The organism is Micromonospora sp. NBC_00898, from assembly GCF_045207895.1.
Classification (GTDB): Bacteria; Actinomycetota; Actinomycetes; order Mycobacteriales; family Micromonosporaceae; genus Micromonospora.
Genome location: NZ_CP108775.1, coordinates 5187251 through 5201748, shown reverse-complemented (window position 1 = coordinate 5201748; position 14498 = coordinate 5187251). Strand labels below are relative to the sequence as shown.

Here is a 14498-nt window from a genome sequence, read left to right as displayed (position 1 = left end):
GGGCCCCCTGTCATGCGGCATTCGTTGACAGGGGGCCCCTGCTTACGTGCGGTGGGCGCCGACGGACGGGAGGACGGTCACGGTGCCGGGGGCGGCGAAGTCGCGCTCGGCGTACGCCTCGACGACGGCCCGCGCCACGACGTCGGCGGCGGCTGCCTCGACCAGGGCCAGGACGCAGCCGCCGAAGCCGCCGCCGGTCATCCGGGCCCCGTAGGCCCCGGCGGCCAGGGCCGCCTCGACCGCGGTGTCGATCTCCGGCACGGTGATCTCGAAGTCGTCCCGCATCGAGGCGTGCGAGGCGGTCAGCAGCGGGCCGATGTCGCGCACCCGGCCGGCGCGCAGCAGCGCGACGGTGTCGAGCACCCGCTGGTCCTCGGTGACCACGTGCCGGACCCGGCGGCGGGTCTCGTCGTCGTCGAGCCGGGCCAGCGCGGCGTCCAGGTCGTCGGGGGAGACGTCCCGCAGCGCGGGCACCCCGAGCTGGGCGGCGGCCCGCTCGCAGGACTTCCGGCGGGAGGCGTACTCGCCGTCGGCGTGCCGGTGCGGGGCCCGGCTGTCGATCACCAGCACCGCCAGGCCGGCGGCGTCCAGGTCGAACGGGATGTGCTCGACCGACTCGGTGCGGCAGTCCAGGAAGAGGGCGTGCCCCGCCCGGCAGCGGATCACCGCGGACTGGTCCATGATGCCGGTCGGCGCGCCCACGTAGTCGTTCTCGGCGCGCTGGGCGAGCCGGGGCCGCCGCTCGGCGGGGAGGTCCAGGCCGCCCAGGTCGACCAGGGCGGCCAGCACCGCCGCCTCCAGGGCGGCGGAGGACGAGAGCCCGGAGCCGAGCGGCACGTCGGAGGCGATGGCGAGCCGGGCGCCGGGCACGGCGTGGCCGGCCGCGCGCAGCGCCCAGACCACGCCGGCCACGTAGGCGGCCCAGCCGGTCAGCCGGCCGGGCTGGTCGGCCTCGGCGGCGCCGAACTCGACCGGGGAGTCGGCGAGCTCCGACCAGACCGTCCAGCGCTCACCGTCCTGCGGGGCGGCGGCGACGACCGTACGCAGTGGCAGCGCGAACGGCAGCACGAAGCCGTCGTTGTAGTCGGTGTGTTCGCCGATCAGGTTGACCCGCCCGGGAGCCGCCCAGCGGCCCGCGGGCTCCGCGCCGTACCGCTGACGGAAGCCGGCGGTGGCGCGCTCCGCGACGGCGCCGACCGGCGTGCCCGGCTCGGTCACCGCTGCTCCACGACGTGCTCGCGGTAGAACGCCCAGGCGTCGCCGACCATGTCGTGCAGGGTGGGCTTCTGCGGCACCCAGCCCAGCTCCTCGCGGGCCAGCGCGGAGGAGGCGACCAGCTCGGCGGGGTCGCCCTCGCGGCGCGGCGCCACCTCGACCGGCAGCGGGTGCCCGGTGACCTCGCGGACCACGTCGACGACCTGCCGGTTGGTGAAGCCGTTGCCGTTGCCCAGGTTGTAGATCCGGTGCCGGCCGGGCGTCGCGGCGGTCAGCGCCAGCAGGTGGGCGCGGGCCAGGTCCTCGACGTGGATGTAGTCGCGCACGCAGGTGCCGTCGACGGTGGGGTAGTCGTCGCCGAAGAGCTGGAGCTTCTCCCGCCGGCTGGCGGCGACGTCGAGCGCGATCGGGATCAGGTGGGTCTCCGGGTCGTGCCGCTCGCCGATCGCCCGGCCGTCGTGCAGGTACGCCCCGGCCACGTTGAAGTAGCGCAGCGAGACGGCGGCCAGGTCGTGCGCGATCGCCTCGGAGGTGAGCGCCATGTCGACGGCCAGCTTGGTGGCCCCGTACGTGTTGGTGGGAGCCTTGACGGCGGTCTCCGGGATGGGCAGCTCGGTGGGGTTGCCGTAGACGGCGGCGGTGGAGGAGAAGACCAGGCGGGGCACCCGGGCGGCCCGGACCGCGTCGATCAGGGCGAGCGAGCCGACGGTGTTGGTGTGCCAGTACAGCTCGGGCTTGACCATCGACTCGCCGGCGGCGATCAGCGCCGCGAAGTGCAGCACGCCTTCGAAGCCGGCGTCCGGGGTGAGCACCCGGGCGGCCTCGTGGATCGGCAGGTCGACGTGGGTCGCCTCGGGGGCGAGGGCTTCCCGGTGGCCGGTGCGCAGGTCGTCCAGGACGGTCACGTCGTGGCCGTTGTCCAGCAGCATCCGGGTCACCACGCTGCCGATGTAGCCGGCGCCGCCGGTGACGAGCAGTTTCACGTCGGGTTCCTCCTGCCTGGCCGCTCCCGCCGCGGCCGTTCGTGATCACCCTACGGCCGCCGGCTGGGCCGTGGCTGGGCGTGCCCCCTTCGCATTCCATCACGACTCGCCATGACTGAACAGATCCGAACATCGCCGCCGAGCCGGCCGGCGGCCGTTGTCTATCGAGACAAGCCGCAGTGCGCCGCCCTTTTGGGGAGGTGGCGAAGCGGCTTTCCGGTTCCGAGTGGCCGAACGCCGCGAGGGCTCTTGAGGGAACGCTGACCTGAACGCCGCGATCAACGTCAGGGACGCCGCCGAGGCGGCGTCCCCACTCACCGGGCGGGCAGTCCGGGACAGGGGCCGAAAGGCGTCCTGTCGACCACCCACCCAGCGTCGGCGACGCACGGCGCTGGAAGTGGGAATCTCCCGCCTTTAGGCGGGAGAGGATGTCAACATCCTTGTCATGCGGGAAGCAGCCGGTCCCGGGCTCCGGCGACGACCGCCCGGGCGGCCCCGACGCGAACCGGGGCCGGTCGCCCGGACCGTCGCCCGACTCGTGGTCCGCGCCGCGGACGGCGCCACCCGGCTCGTCACCGACCTGCTCGGGGCCAGCCCCACCGCCGGCCGGGAACGGATCAGCGAGGCCGAACTGCGCGACCTGGTCGCCGCCAACACGCTGCTCGACCCCGACGAACGCCGGATCATCGATGAGGTGCTGGTGGCCGGGGCGAGCCTGGTCCGCGAGGTGATGATGCCCCGCACCGAGGTCGTGTTCCTCTCCGCCCGGCTCACCATCGCCGAGGCGGAACGCCTCGTCCGGGCCGAGACGCACAGCCGGTACCCGGTGGTCGACGGCACCCACGACGACGTGGTCGGCTTCGTCCACCTGCGCGACGTGCTGCTACGCCCCGACCGCGACCCGTGCACCACCGTGGGTGAGCTGACCCGCGAGGTCAAGCAGTTCCCCGGCAGCAAGCGGGTGCTCGCCGCGCTCACCGAGATGCGCCGGGAGGGCCACCACCTCGCCGTCGTCGTCGACGAGTACGGCGGCACCGCCGGCATCGTCACCTGCGAGGACCTGATCGAGGAACTGGTCGGGGAGATCCACGACGAGTACGACGGCCCGCCCGACCCGGCCCACGCCGGCCTGCCCGCCGTCGTCGACGGGCGGCTCAACCTCGCCGACTTCGCCGAGCGCACCGGCGTCCCACTGCCCGTCGGGCCGTACGAGACGGTCGGCGGCTTCGTGATGGCCGCCCTCGGCCGGCTCCCGGTCGCCGGGGACGAGGTGCCGGTGACCCCCGGGCCGGACGACGGCGGGGGACCCGACCCGGACGAGCCGCCCGGCGGCTGGCTGCTGCGGGTGCTCGCCCTCGACGGGCGGCGGGTGTCCCGGCTCGCGGTCTCCCCGGCGCGGCTGCCCGAGCAACGGCGCGAGGTCAACGCCCCGGCGGTGCCGGTGGAGAGCCGAGCCGCGGGCCCGTCATGACGTACGCCGGCCGATGCTGACAGAATTGCCGGCATGTCCGACGTACCCGCCCGCCCGCGCGTCTTCTCCGGCATCCAGCCGACGGCCGACTCGTTCCACCTCGGCAACTACCTGGGCGCGGTACGGCACTGGGTGGCCCTGCAGGAGACCCACGACGCGTTCTACTGCGTGGTCGACCTGCACGCCATCACCGCGGGACACGACCCGAAGGTGCTGAAGCAGCGGTCCCGGGTCGCCGCCGCCCAGCTCTTCGCCCTCGGGCTCGACCCGGACCGCAGCACCCTGTTCGTCCAGTCGCAGGTGCCCGAGCACCCGCAGCTGGCCTGGGTGCTCGGCTGCATCACCGGCTTCGGCGAGGCCAGCCGGATGACCCAGTTCAAGGACAAGTCGCAGAAGCAGGGCAGCGAGCGGGCCAGCGTCGGCCTCTTCACGTACCCGATCCTGCAGGCCGCGGACATCCTGCTCTACCAGGCCAACGCCGTCCCCGTCGGCGAGGACCAGCGCCAGCACCTGGAGCTCTCCCGGGACCTGGCCCAGCGGTTCAACTCGCTGTTCGGGCCCACCTTCACGGTGCCCGCGCCGCACATCGTCAAGGACACCGCGAAGATCACCGACCTGCAGGACCCGACGGCCAAGATGTCGAAGTCGTCCTCCTCGCCGGCCGGCATCATCGACCTGCTGGAGGATCCGGCCCGCTCGGCCAAGAAGATCCGCTCGGCGGTCACCGACACCGGTCGCGAGATCGTCTTCGACGTCGAGACCAAGCCGGGTATCTCCAACCTGCTCACGATCTACTCCGCGCTCTCCGGCCGGGGCATCGACGACCTGGTGGCCGCGTACGCGGGCAAGGGGTACGGCGACCTGAAGAAGGACCTCGGCGAGGTGGTGCGGGAGTTCGTCACCCCGATTCAGGAGCGCACCCGCGCCTACCTGGACGACCCGGCCCAGCTGGACAAGCTGCTCGCGCATGGCGCGGAGAAGGCCCGCGCGGTCGCCGCGGCGACGCTGCGGACGGCCTACGAGCGGGTCGGGTTCTTCCCGCCGGTCCGCTTCCAATAGCGGCCCGGGCGCGACAGGAACGGGTGGGGACGCAGTCGGTGGCCGGAGGGGTGGCGCGGAGCGTGGATCGCAGGGACGGGGCGCCGGACGTCGGCGACACCATCCAGATCGGGATCGCGGTGGACATCCCCGAGCCGTGGGGCGGGATGCTGACCCGCCGCCGGGTCGAGGCCGGTGACCCGCAGGCCGTCCCGGCCCACGTGACGCTGCTCGGGCCCACCGAGATCCCGGTGGCGGCGCTGCCGGCGGTCGAGAAGCATCTCGCCGAGGTGGCCACCACCCACCTGCCGTTCACCCTGCACCTGCGGGGCACCGGCACGTTCCGGCCGGTGACCCAGGTGGTCTTCGTGGCCGTGGCCGCCGGGATCAGCGAGTGCGAGCTGCTCGCCGGGGCCATCCGCTCGGCGCCTGAGCTGCACCGCGAGGCCCGCTTCCCGTACCACCCGCACGTGACGGTGGCGCAGGATGTCGCCCCGGAGGCGCTGGACCGGGCGTACGAGGACCTGGCCGACTTCTCCGCGCTGTTCGAGGTGGAGGCGTTCACCCTCTTCTCCCACAGCGGGCAGACCCGGTGGCAGCCCCGCCGGGACTTCCGGCTCGGCGGCTGAGCTGCCCGCGCGGCCGGGCTGCCCCCGGGTACGCGGGGGATCGGCGAGGATGACGTGGTGAACGTGATCGGCCGGATCGAGGACAGTCTCGGCCGCCGGGTGGACGCGGTGCGGCGGCGCTCGGCGCTCTTCGACCACGTGTGGCGGGCCGGGACGCTCTACGGCGACGTGCTGGGCGGCCGGCTCGCGGCGGCGATCGCCTACTACGGCTTCTTCGCGGTCTTCGCGCTCGCCCTGGTCGCGTACTGGATCTTCGGCACGATCCTTCAGGACAACGCCGAGGTCAGCAAGGCGGCGGGGGACTTCCTCAAGGAGAACCTGCCCTTCCTCGACGCGCAGCAGATCGCCCAGAGCAGCAACACGGTCGGCGTGGTCGGCCTGGTCATCCTGGTCTTCACCGGGATCGGCTGGGTGGAGGCGATCCGCTCGTCGCAGCGGCTGATGTACGGGTTCAACCAGCAGCCCGGCAACCTGGTGGTCCGCCGCCTGGTCGACCTCGGCGTGCTGGTGGCGGTCTTCGTGCTGCTCGGCGTCTCGGTGGCCGCCGTCGACGCGCTGGAGTCGCTGCTGCGCTTCCTGCTGCGCAGCACCGGATCGGTCGGGCTGACCACGATCAGCGCCGTGCTCAGCGTCCTGGTCAACGCGGTGGTGGCGACCGCGCTGCTGGTGGCGGTGCCCCGGCTGCGGATGAGCCGCCGCCGGCTGAGGCCGGTCGTCCTGGCGGTCGCCGTCGGCATCACCCTGGTGAACACCGTCGGGCGCTACTACGTGGTGCGGGCCGAGCGGAACCCGGCGTACACCGTGGTGGCGACCGCGGTGGGCCTGCTGCTCTACCTCTACCTGCTCAACCAGCTGGTGCTCTTCGGTGCGGCCCTGGCCGCCACCAGCCGGTACGGCCGGGTGGTCGACCTGGCGGATGGCGGCCCCGCCGCGACGGTGGACGTGGAGGTCGACGAGGAGACCGAACCGGGAACGCCGGGAGGGGCGGGCTGACATGCGCATCATGATCGACCAGGCCTCGGCGGTGCCGCCGTACGAGCAGGTGCGCGGGCAGTTCGCCCGGATGATCGGCGACGGCCGCCTGCCGGTCGGCACCCGGCTGCCCGCCGTCCGGCAGCTCGCCGCCGACCTCGGCCTGGCGGTCAACACAGTGGCCCGGGCGTACCGGGAGCTGGAGACCGCCGGGCTGGTGGAGACCCGGGGCCGGCACGGCACCGTGGTGGCGCCGGGGCGCGACGACGCGACGGACCGGTTGCAGCGGGCGGCGGCGGAGTACGCCGCCGAGGCCGTCCGCCTGGGTGTACCCCGGGACCGCGCGCTGGCCCTCGTCCGCGCCGCCCTCGACGCCACCCACCCCGCCTGACAGTGCCGCGCGCTTTCCCGGAAGGGTGGCCTCCCGGCGTGCTGAGGCCACTTCTTCCCTGAACTGGTGCGGATCTTGGAAGGTGCGCCCGCGTCCCCGCCGGGAACGACCATGATGGGCGCGTGGGCGCACTCGTGACACTGGACCTGCCGGACGACTCGCCGATGCTCGGCCTGCCGTGGATCATCACCTTCGGCCCGCTCGGCGACGCCGACGAGTGGGAGCCGGTGGTCTGCGGGCCGTACGAGCGACCGCACGCGCTCGCCCTCGCCGAGGCGGTGGTGGCCGAGGAGCAGCTGATGGCGGTGGTCGAGCCGCTGCTGCCGGCGCTGTCGGCCGAGGAGATCCGCGGTGAGATCGCCGCCGCGCAGATCGCCGCCGAGGACGAGGCGGCCCAGGTCGACCAGGCCGACCTCTACGGCGACTTCGAGGACGTCATCGACGAGGAGCTGGAGCTGGCCGCCGAGCGGCAGCCGGAGCCGGAGCCGCTCACCGCCCCGAGCGAGGCCGAGCTGCGGGCCGGCTTCGCCCGGATCGCCAAGCTGCTCACCAACAAGGGTGCCTGAGGCCTCAGCGCGGCGGGCGGTCGAGCACGCAGAACGATGCTCCCAGATGGACACCGGCGCCTCGGGAAGCGGACTCCCCGAGGCGCCGGCGCCACCTCACCCCCCACCACAAGGGGTCGGTAGCCCAGCCGCCCGTCGGCGCGGGGCACAGCGGACGACCAGGTCAATGGCGGGTTACCCGGCTCAGCGCCGTTCGAACCACGCAGCTGTGTCAACCGGCAGGACGTGTCCGGCGCCCTGCTCGGTGAGGTCGGCGCTGGCGACTATCGGCCGGCCGTACCCGTCGATCGTGACCTCGGCGCCGCTGAGGTTGACCACGCAGGTCAGCACGGTGTACCCGGCGGCCCGGTGGAACGCCAGCACGCCGGGCTCGGTCTCCAGCCAGGTGACGCCGCCGGTGGTGCCGGCCAGCGCCGGGTGCTCGTGCCGGATCCGCAGCGCCGTCCGGTAGAGCTCCAGCGTGGAGCCGGGCACACCGGTCTGGGCGGCCACCGAGAGGGCACGCCAGGTCGCCGGGGCCGGCAGCCAGCTCAGCTCGCTGCTCGCCGGTCCGAAGCCGTACGGGGCCAGCTCGCCGCTCCACGGGATCGGCACCCGGCAGCCGTCCCGGCTCTCCCCGGTACGCAGGAACGCCGGGTCCTGGCGCAGCTCGTCGGGGAGGTCCAGCACCTCGGGCAGGCCCAGCTCCTCGCCCTGGTAGACGTACGCGCAGCCGGGCAGGGCCAGCATCAGCAGGGCGGCGGCCCGGGCGCGGCGCAACCCGACCTCGCCGTCGCCGTACCGGGTGACGTGCCGCTGCCGGTCGTGGTTGGAGAGGACCCAGGTGGTCGGGGCGCCGACGATGGTCGACTCGGCCAGCGCGGTGTCGATCACCTTGCGGAACGAGTCGGCCGACCAGGTGGCGTCGAGGAAGTCGAAGCTGAACGCCTGGTGCAGCTCGTCCGGACCGATGTAGCGGGCCAGCCGCTGCGGGGTCTCCGCCCAGGCCTCGGCGACCGCCATCCGGCCGCCGGGGTAGCTGTCCAGGATGGGCCGCCAGGCGCGGTAGATGTCGTGCACCTCGTCCTGGTCGAAGTACGGGAGCCGGCCCTTGCCGAGCAGCTCGGACTGGCGCTGGCCGGTGGTCATCGAGTTGAAACCGACGTCCGGCAGGCCCTCGGCCTTGATCATGCCGTGGGCCACGTCGATCCGGAAGCCGTCGACGCCCCGGTCGAGCCAGAAGCGCAGCACGTCCTCGAACTCGGCGCGGACCTCGGGGTGGCGCCAGTTCAGGTCCGGCTGGGCCGGGTCGAACAGGTGCAGGTACCACTGGCCGTCAGGTACCCGGGTCCAGGCGGGGCCGCCGAAGATGCTCTCCCAGTCGTTCGGGGGCAGCTCGCCGTGGGCACCCTTGCCGTCGGCGAAGAGGTAGCGCCCGCGCTCGACCGAGCCCGGGGCGGCGGCGAGCGCCGCGGTGAACCAGGGGTGCTGGCTGGAGGTGTGGTTCGGGACCAGGTCCACGATGATGCGCAGGCCCAGGGCGTGCGCGTCGGTGATCATCGCGTCGAAGTCGGTGAGGTTGCCGAAGAGCGGGTCCACGTCCCGGTAGTCGGCCACGTCGTAGCCGGCGTCGACCTGCGGCGAGGTGTAGAAGGGGGTCAGCCAGAGCGCGTCGACGCCGAGGTCGCGCAGGTACGGCAGGCGCTCCCGGATGCCCTGGAGGTCACCGACGCCGTCTCCGTTCGCGTCGGCGAAGCTGCGGACGTAGACCTGGTAGACGACCGCGGATCGCCACCAGTCGTCGTCGGAGGTCAGCGGCGTGGGGTTGGTGGCGGCGGTCATCGGTGACGATCCCCGTTCTCTGGCGCGGGACGGCGGCAGCCCGCGCGGGTGTGGTTGATGGGCGCGGGTGCCTGAGCAGAATGCCGGCCCGGCGCTGCAAGAGTCAAGCATTCCTTGCGCAAGAAATGACGTCGGTCACCCCTCCGGCCAGGGCCGCGCCGCGTCTTCTTTCTGTCCCACTGGGCGGGACGGAAGCTCTCGGCGGGCCGGCGACCCTCCGCTTTCGGGGTGGGGCAGGTCAGGCCGGGATGGGCAGGGCGGGCGGGACCGGGCGCTGCGGCGTCGGCCCGGCCGGCGCGGCGCCGGACTGGCGGACCACCGCGGTCGAACCGCGGACCACCAGCTCCGGACGGAACAGGTATTCCGAGTGCGGCGCGCCGTGCCCGTTGATCTCGTCGACCAGCGCCCGGACCGCGGCCACCGCCATGGCCGCGACCGGCTGGCGCATGGTGGTCAGCGGCGGGTCGGTGAAGGCCATCAGCGGGGAGTCGTCGTACCCGACCACGGAGACGTCGCCGGGAACGGTCAACCCGCGCTGCCGGGCGGCCCGGATCGCGCCGAGCGCCATCAGGTCGGAACCGCAGACGATGCCGGTGACGCCGCGCTCGATCAGCCGGCCGGCGGCGGCCTCGCCACCCTCCACCCCGAAGAGGGAGAGTTCGGCCAGCTCGTCGAGCTCGCTCTCGGGCACGCCGGCCAGCCGGGGCATCGCCGCCCGGAAGCCGGCCACCCGGCGCCGCACCGGCACGAACCGGTCCGGGCCGGTGATCAGGCCGATCCGGCGGTGGCCGAGCGCGACCAGGTGGGCGACGGCCAGCTCGGTGGCCTCCCGGTCGTCGCAGGAGACAAAGGGGGCGGCGATGCCGGGCGCGTATCCGTTGATCATGACCACGGGCAGCGGCCGGGCGATCAGCGCGCGGTACCGGTCGTGGTTGGCCGCGGTGTCGGCGTGCAGGCCGGAGACGAAGACGATCCCGGAGACCTGCCGGTCCAGCAGCATCTCCACGTACTCGTCCTCGGTAACCCCGCCGGGAGTCTGGGTGCAGAGCACCGGGGTGAACCCGCTCTGCGCCAGCGTCGACTCGATGACCTGGGCGAAGGCCGGGAAGATGGGGTTGTCCAGCTCCGGCACGACCAGGCCGACCAGCCCGGCGCTGCGCTTGCGCAGCCGGGCGGGGCGCTCGTAGCCGAGCACATCGAGGGCGGTCAGGACGGCCTGCCGGGTCTCGGGGGCCACGCCGGGGCGGTCGTTGAGCACCCGCGACACCGTGGCCTCGCTGACTTCGGCCTGTTGGGCGATGTCGGACAGTCGAGCGCGCATGGCGGCACTTTAGCTCAAGGGCAAGTTCTTGCGTACAGTCCTGCAAGCCCTTCCATTCTCTGCAACCTCTTGCTAACGTCCCGGCAACACGCGACAGCAGCGGCGCGGCACCCTAGCGCCGGTCAGCAAGAACTTTCAGAGCTTCCACTGGCGGCCCGCCCTTCCCCCGGCTGGCCGCCATGACGACAGGAGTACCGATGCGCATCCGTACCGCGGGTGTGGTCGCTGTCCTCGGCCTGGCGCTCGCCGCCTCTGGCTGCGGCGGCAGCGGCAGCGACAAGCCGGCCACCAAGGAGTCCGCCAAGCCCGCGGGCGCGACCGGCAAGCTGGTGATCTGGGCCGACGACAAGCGGACCGCCGCCCTCAAGCCGTTCGCCGAGCAGTTCGGCAAGGAGAACGGCGTCACCGTCGAGGTGCAGGCCGTCTCCAAGGACCTGCAGACCAACTTCGTCACCGCCTCCCAGCAGGGCAGCGGTCCGGACGTCGTGGTCGGCGCGCACGACTGGATCGGCAACCTGGTGCAGAACGGCGCCATCGACCCGGTGCAGCTCGCCGCCGAGCAGAAGAGCGGCTTCAACGAGACCGCGATCAAGGCCGTGACGTTCAACGGCCAGCTCTACGGCGTCCCCTACGCCACCGAGAACGTCGCGCTCATCCGCAACACCGAGCTGGCCCCCGAGGCGCCGAAGACGATCGAGGACCTGGTCACCGCCGGCAAGAAGCTCAAGGCCGAGAAGAAGGCCAGCGAGATCCTCTGCCTCCAGTCCGGACAGAACGGCGACGCGTACCACGTGTACCCGCTGTACACCTCCGGCGGCGGCTACCTCTTCGGCACCACGGCCAGCGGCGACTACGACCCCAAGGACCTGGGCGTGGGCAAGCCGGAGTCGATCGCGGCCTTCCAGAAGATCGCGAAGCTGGGTGAGAAGGGCGAGGGTGCGCTGAAGCGCTCCATCACCGGCGAGAACTCCATCGCCACCTTCACCGGCAAGAAGTGCGCCTTCCTGGTCTCCGGCCCGTGGGCGATCGCCGACGCCAAGAAGGCCAACATCAAGTACGACATCTCCCCGGTCCCCGGCTTCGCCGGTGGCAAGGAGGCCCAGCCGTTCGTGGGCGTCCAGGCGTTCTACGTCGCCGCCAAGGGCAAGAACAAGGCCCTGGCCCAGGAGTTCGTCACCAACTACGTGACCAAGCCCGAGCTGGCCGTCGCGCTGTACAAGGCCGAGCCGCGCCCGCCGGCGCTGACCGCCGCCTTCGACCAGGTCAAGGGTGAGGACCCGGACCTGGCCAAGTTCTCCGAGGCCGGTAAGAACGGCCAGGTGCTCCCGGCGATCCCGGCCATGGCCGCGATCTGGGACCCGTTCGGCAAGGCGGAGGCCGCCGTCATCGGTGGCGCCGACCCGGCCAAGACGATCACCGCCGCTGGCAAGACCATCGCCGGTCAGATCAAGTAATGAGCACGTCGCTGTCCGGCCCGGGGTCTGCCACGCAGGCCCCGGGCCGGGAGCCCGTTCGCTCCGGGCTCCCGCGCAAGTCCCGTACCGCGCGGAATCACGCGCCGATCACCGCGACCGGCCTCGTCGTCAAGGTGATCCTGCTCGGCCTGGTGGCCGGGATCGCGATCTGGGCGGCGTTCCCGCTCATCGAGGCCGAGATGTGGGTCGGCCTGGCCATCCTGGCGGTCACCACCGCTGGCCTGTTCTACCTCTATCTCACCCGCCGGCACATCCCGGCCAAGTACCTGGTCCCCGGCACGCTCTTCCTGATCGCCTTCCAGATCTTCCCGGTGCTCTACACCGCGAGCACCGCGTTCACGAACTTCGGCGACGGACACCGCGGCAGCAAGGACGACGCGATCGTCGCCATCCAGAGCTCCTCGGTGAAGCAGGTCGCCGGCTCGACCGAGTACTCGCTCTCCATCGCCACCAAGGGCGACCCGGCCACCGGCCCGCTGGTCTTCCTGTTGAACGATCCGAAGAGCGGCGAGGTATCTGCCGGTGACGCGGGTGGGCTGCGCAAGCTCGACGCCGGCCAGTTCACCGTCAGCCCGACCGGCAAGGTCACCGCCGCCGACGGCTACACGGTGCTCAACTTCGGCCAGGCCAGCGTCCGGAGCAAGGAGATCATCGACCTGGTGGTGCCGACCTCCGGCGGCGCGATCCGGTCCAACGGCCTGTCCCGCGCCTACGAGGGCAAGGCCATCCGGGCGTACGACGCGGGATGCGACTGCATCAAGGACAGCGAGACCGGCAAGACCTGGAGCGCCGACGCGGCGAGCGGCTCCTTCGTCGCCGACGACGGCGAGCGGCTCGCCCAGGGCTGGAAGGTCAACGTCGGGCTGAACAACTTCAGCCGGGTGCTCACCGACCCGAACATCTCCGGACCGTTCTTCGGCACGCTGGTCTGGAACTTCGCCTTCGCGATCGGCTCGACCGGGCTCACCTTCCTGCTCGGCATGGCCATCGCGCTGGTCCTGCACTCGCCCCGGATGAAGGGCACCAACCTCTACCGGGTGCTGCTGATCCTCCCGTACGCCATGCCGTCGTTCGCGATGCTGCTGGTCTGGCGGGACATGTTCAACACCGACTTCGGCCTGGTCAACAACCTGTTCGGGCTCGACGTCGACTGGTTCGGCCAGGCCTGGTCCGCGCGCGCCGCGGTGCTGCTGGTGCAGCTCTGGCTGGGTTACCCGTACATGTTCCTGGTGACCACCGGTGCGCTCCAGGCGATCCCGCGGGAGCTGACCGAGGCCACCTCGGTCGACGGCGCCAGCCCGTGGCAGTCGTTCCGGACGGTCACCCTGCCGCTGCTGCTGGTCGCGCTCTCGCCGCTGCTGATCGCGTCGTTCGCCTACAACTTCAACAACATCAACGCGATCTGGTTCACCACGGAGGGTGGACCGTTCGCGCCGGACAACCCGACCAACGGCGCCACCGACCTGCTGATCACCTACACCTACCGACTGGCCTTCGGCGCCCAGGGCGCCGAGTACGGCATGGCCACCGCGGTCTCGATCTTCATCTTCGCGATCGTGGCGACGGTGTCGGCGATCAGCTTCCGGCGGACCCGCAAGCAGGAGGAGGTGTACTCGTGACGACCCACGCGGACGCCCCCGTCGCCAGCCGCACCGCGACGCGGAAGTCGAAGAGTCGCTGGTTCGCCCGGGTGGGCTGGCGGCACCTCGTCGGGGTGCTGGCGGTGGTGTTCAGCCTCTTCCCGATCGTGTTCGTGCTCTCTGCGGCGCTCAACCCGCTCGGCACGCTCTCCTCGACCGAGCTGCTGCCGACCGGCGCGTCGTTCGAGAACTTCACCAACCTGTTCGACAAGTTCGCGTTCGCCCACTGGTTCCTCAACTCGCTGCTGATCGCCGGGACCGCCGCCTTCGTGTCGATCTTCCTGTCGGCGCTCGCGGCGTACGCGTTTTCCCGGATGCGGTTCGCCGGTCGGCGGTTCGGGCTGCTGTCGCTGCTGCTGATCCAGATGTTCCCGCAGTTCCTGGCCATCGTGGCGATCTTCCTGATCTTCACGACGGTCACCGACCTGTGGCCGGCGATCGGCTTCAACACCCCCTGGGGCCTGTTCCTGCTCTACATGGGCGGTGCGCTGGGCGTGAACACCTGGCTGATGAAGGGCTTCTTCGACACCCTGCCGCGGGAGCTGGACGAGTCGGCGACCATGGACGGCGCCACGCACGCCCAGGTCTTCTTCCGGATCATGCTGCCGCTGGTGGCGCCGATCCTGGCGGTGACCGCGCTGCTGTCGTTCATCGGCATCATCAACGAGTTCATGATCGCCAACGTGTTCCTCACCAACACCGAGTCGAAGACCCTCGCGGTCGGCATGTTCGGCATGGTCGCCGGTGAGCGCAACAACAACTTCGGGATGTTCGCGGCGGGCACGCTGCTCACCGCCGTTCCGACGGTGCTGGTGTTCCAACTCCTCCAGCGCTACATCGTCTCCGGCCTCACCTCCGGAGCAGTCAAGGGATGAATCGGAGGGGTGGCCACCGTCCGCGCAGCGCGCGGTGAGTGGTGCCGCTCCGAACTGAACAAGCACGCTGCGGCAAGGGCGTCGTGTCGACGTACACCGGA

General features: G+C 71.9%; 13 protein-coding genes. 9 read left to right on the top strand and 4 right to left on the bottom strand.

Annotated elements, in window-relative coordinates:
- Positions 1 to 42 precede the first annotated feature (42 nt).
- Entirely contained in the window at positions 43 to 1218 is a 1176-nt protein-coding gene (gene galK, locus OG799_RS25185) for a galactokinase (RefSeq protein ID WP_406038155.1), read from the bottom strand.
- The gene (galE, locus tag OG799_RS25180; protein ID WP_406038153.1) at positions 1215 to 2198 is read right to left on the bottom strand and encodes a UDP-glucose 4-epimerase GalE; all 984 of its coding nucleotides are present in this window, start codon (positions 2196 to 2198) and stop codon (positions 1215 to 1217) included. Before galE ends, galK begins: the two co-directional genes overlap by 4 nt.
- Positions 2199 to 2643: 445 nt before the next feature.
- Between galE and OG799_RS25175 the strand changes: the two genes are divergently transcribed.
- The 6 genes from OG799_RS25175 (at position 2644) to OG799_RS25150 (ending at position 7265) form a co-directional block, all read left to right on the top strand.
- Positions 2644 to 3669 (top strand): hemolysin family protein, encoded by a 1026-nt coding sequence (locus OG799_RS25175; protein ID WP_406038151.1) that lies wholly within the window; start codon positions 2644 to 2646, stop codon positions 3667 to 3669.
- Positions 3670 to 3702: 33 nt separating this feature from the next.
- Positions 3703 to 4728 (top strand): tryptophan--tRNA ligase, encoded by a 1026-nt coding sequence (gene trpS, locus OG799_RS25170; RefSeq protein WP_406038149.1) that lies wholly within the window; start codon positions 3703 to 3705, stop codon positions 4726 to 4728.
- Positions 4729 to 4751: 23 nt separating this feature from the next.
- Positions 4752 to 5336 (top strand): 2'-5' RNA ligase family protein, encoded by a 585-nt coding sequence (locus OG799_RS25165; RefSeq protein WP_406038147.1) that lies wholly within the window; start codon positions 4752 to 4754, stop codon positions 5334 to 5336.
- A gap of 57 nt (positions 5337 to 5393) precedes the next feature.
- On the top strand, positions 5394 to 6329 hold the full coding sequence (locus OG799_RS25160; protein WP_406038145.1) for a YihY/virulence factor BrkB family protein: 936 nt from the start codon (positions 5394 to 5396) through the stop codon (positions 6327 to 6329).
- A gap of 1 nt (position 6330) precedes the next feature.
- A complete protein-coding gene (locus OG799_RS25155) occupies positions 6331 to 6699 on the top strand; it encodes a GntR family transcriptional regulator (RefSeq protein WP_406038143.1) in 369 nt (122 codons plus the stop codon).
- Between the two features lie 122 nt (positions 6700 to 6821).
- Positions 6822 to 7265 carry a hypothetical protein gene (locus OG799_RS25150; protein WP_406038141.1) on the top strand — a complete coding sequence of 148 codons (444 nt, stop codon included), beginning with the start codon at positions 6822 to 6824 and terminating at the stop codon, positions 7263 to 7265.
- A gap of 183 nt (positions 7266 to 7448) precedes the next feature.
- On the opposite strand, the gene OG799_RS25145 is transcribed toward OG799_RS25150, so the two are convergent.
- The gene (locus OG799_RS25145) at positions 7449 to 9086 is read right to left on the bottom strand and encodes a glycoside hydrolase family 13 protein (RefSeq protein ID WP_406038140.1); all 1638 of its coding nucleotides are present in this window, start codon (positions 9084 to 9086) and stop codon (positions 7449 to 7451) included.
- 238 nt (positions 9087 to 9324) lie between these two features.
- Complete coding sequence (locus tag OG799_RS25140) at positions 9325 to 10407, bottom strand: LacI family DNA-binding transcriptional regulator (RefSeq protein WP_406038138.1); 1083 nt, start codon at positions 10405 to 10407, stop codon at positions 9325 to 9327.
- A 197-nt stretch (positions 10408 to 10604) separates the two neighbouring features.
- Between OG799_RS25140 and OG799_RS25135 the strand changes: the two genes are divergently transcribed.
- The 3 genes from OG799_RS25135 to OG799_RS25125 are packed head-to-tail and all read left to right on the top strand — an operon-like array spanning position 10605 to position 14397.
- Positions 10605 to 11861 (top strand): extracellular solute-binding protein, encoded by a 1257-nt coding sequence (locus OG799_RS25135; RefSeq protein WP_406038136.1) that lies wholly within the window; start codon positions 10605 to 10607, stop codon positions 11859 to 11861.
- Positions 11861 to 13501 carry an ABC transporter permease subunit gene (locus tag OG799_RS25130; protein ID WP_406038134.1) on the top strand — a complete coding sequence of 547 codons (1641 nt, stop codon included), beginning with the start codon at positions 11861 to 11863 and terminating at the stop codon, positions 13499 to 13501. The genes OG799_RS25135 and OG799_RS25130 overlap by 1 nt, the downstream gene beginning before the upstream one ends.
- Positions 13498 to 14397, top strand: coding sequence for a sugar ABC transporter permease (locus tag OG799_RS25125; protein WP_406038132.1), 900 nt, complete (start codon positions 13498 to 13500; stop codon positions 14395 to 14397). The genes OG799_RS25130 and OG799_RS25125 overlap by 4 nt, the downstream gene beginning before the upstream one ends.
- Positions 14398 to 14498: the final 101 nt, after the last annotated feature.

Bases quoted from the DNA above. Each gene is read 5' to 3' on its own strand.
- OG799_RS25145 (WP_406038140.1), bottom strand. From the start codon at position 9,086: ATGACCGCCGCCACCAACCCCACGCCGCTGACCTCCGACGACGACTGG.
- OG799_RS25140 (WP_406038138.1), bottom strand. From the start codon at position 10,407: ATGCGCGCTCGACTGTCCGACATCGCCCAACAGGCCGAAGTCAGCGAG.
- OG799_RS25155 (WP_406038143.1), top strand. From the start codon at position 6,331: ATGCGCATCATGATCGACCAGGCCTCGGCGGTGCCGCCGTACGAGCAG.
- OG799_RS25175 (WP_406038151.1), top strand. From the start codon at position 2,644: ATGCGGGAAGCAGCCGGTCCCGGGCTCCGGCGACGACCGCCCGGGCGG.
- OG799_RS25135 (WP_406038136.1), top strand. From the start codon at position 10,605: ATGCGCATCCGTACCGCGGGTGTGGTCGCTGTCCTCGGCCTGGCGCTC.
- OG799_RS25130 (WP_406038134.1), top strand. From the start codon at position 11,861: ATGAGCACGTCGCTGTCCGGCCCGGGGTCTGCCACGCAGGCCCCGGGC.
- trpS (WP_406038149.1), top strand. From the start codon at position 3,703: ATGTCCGACGTACCCGCCCGCCCGCGCGTCTTCTCCGGCATCCAGCCG.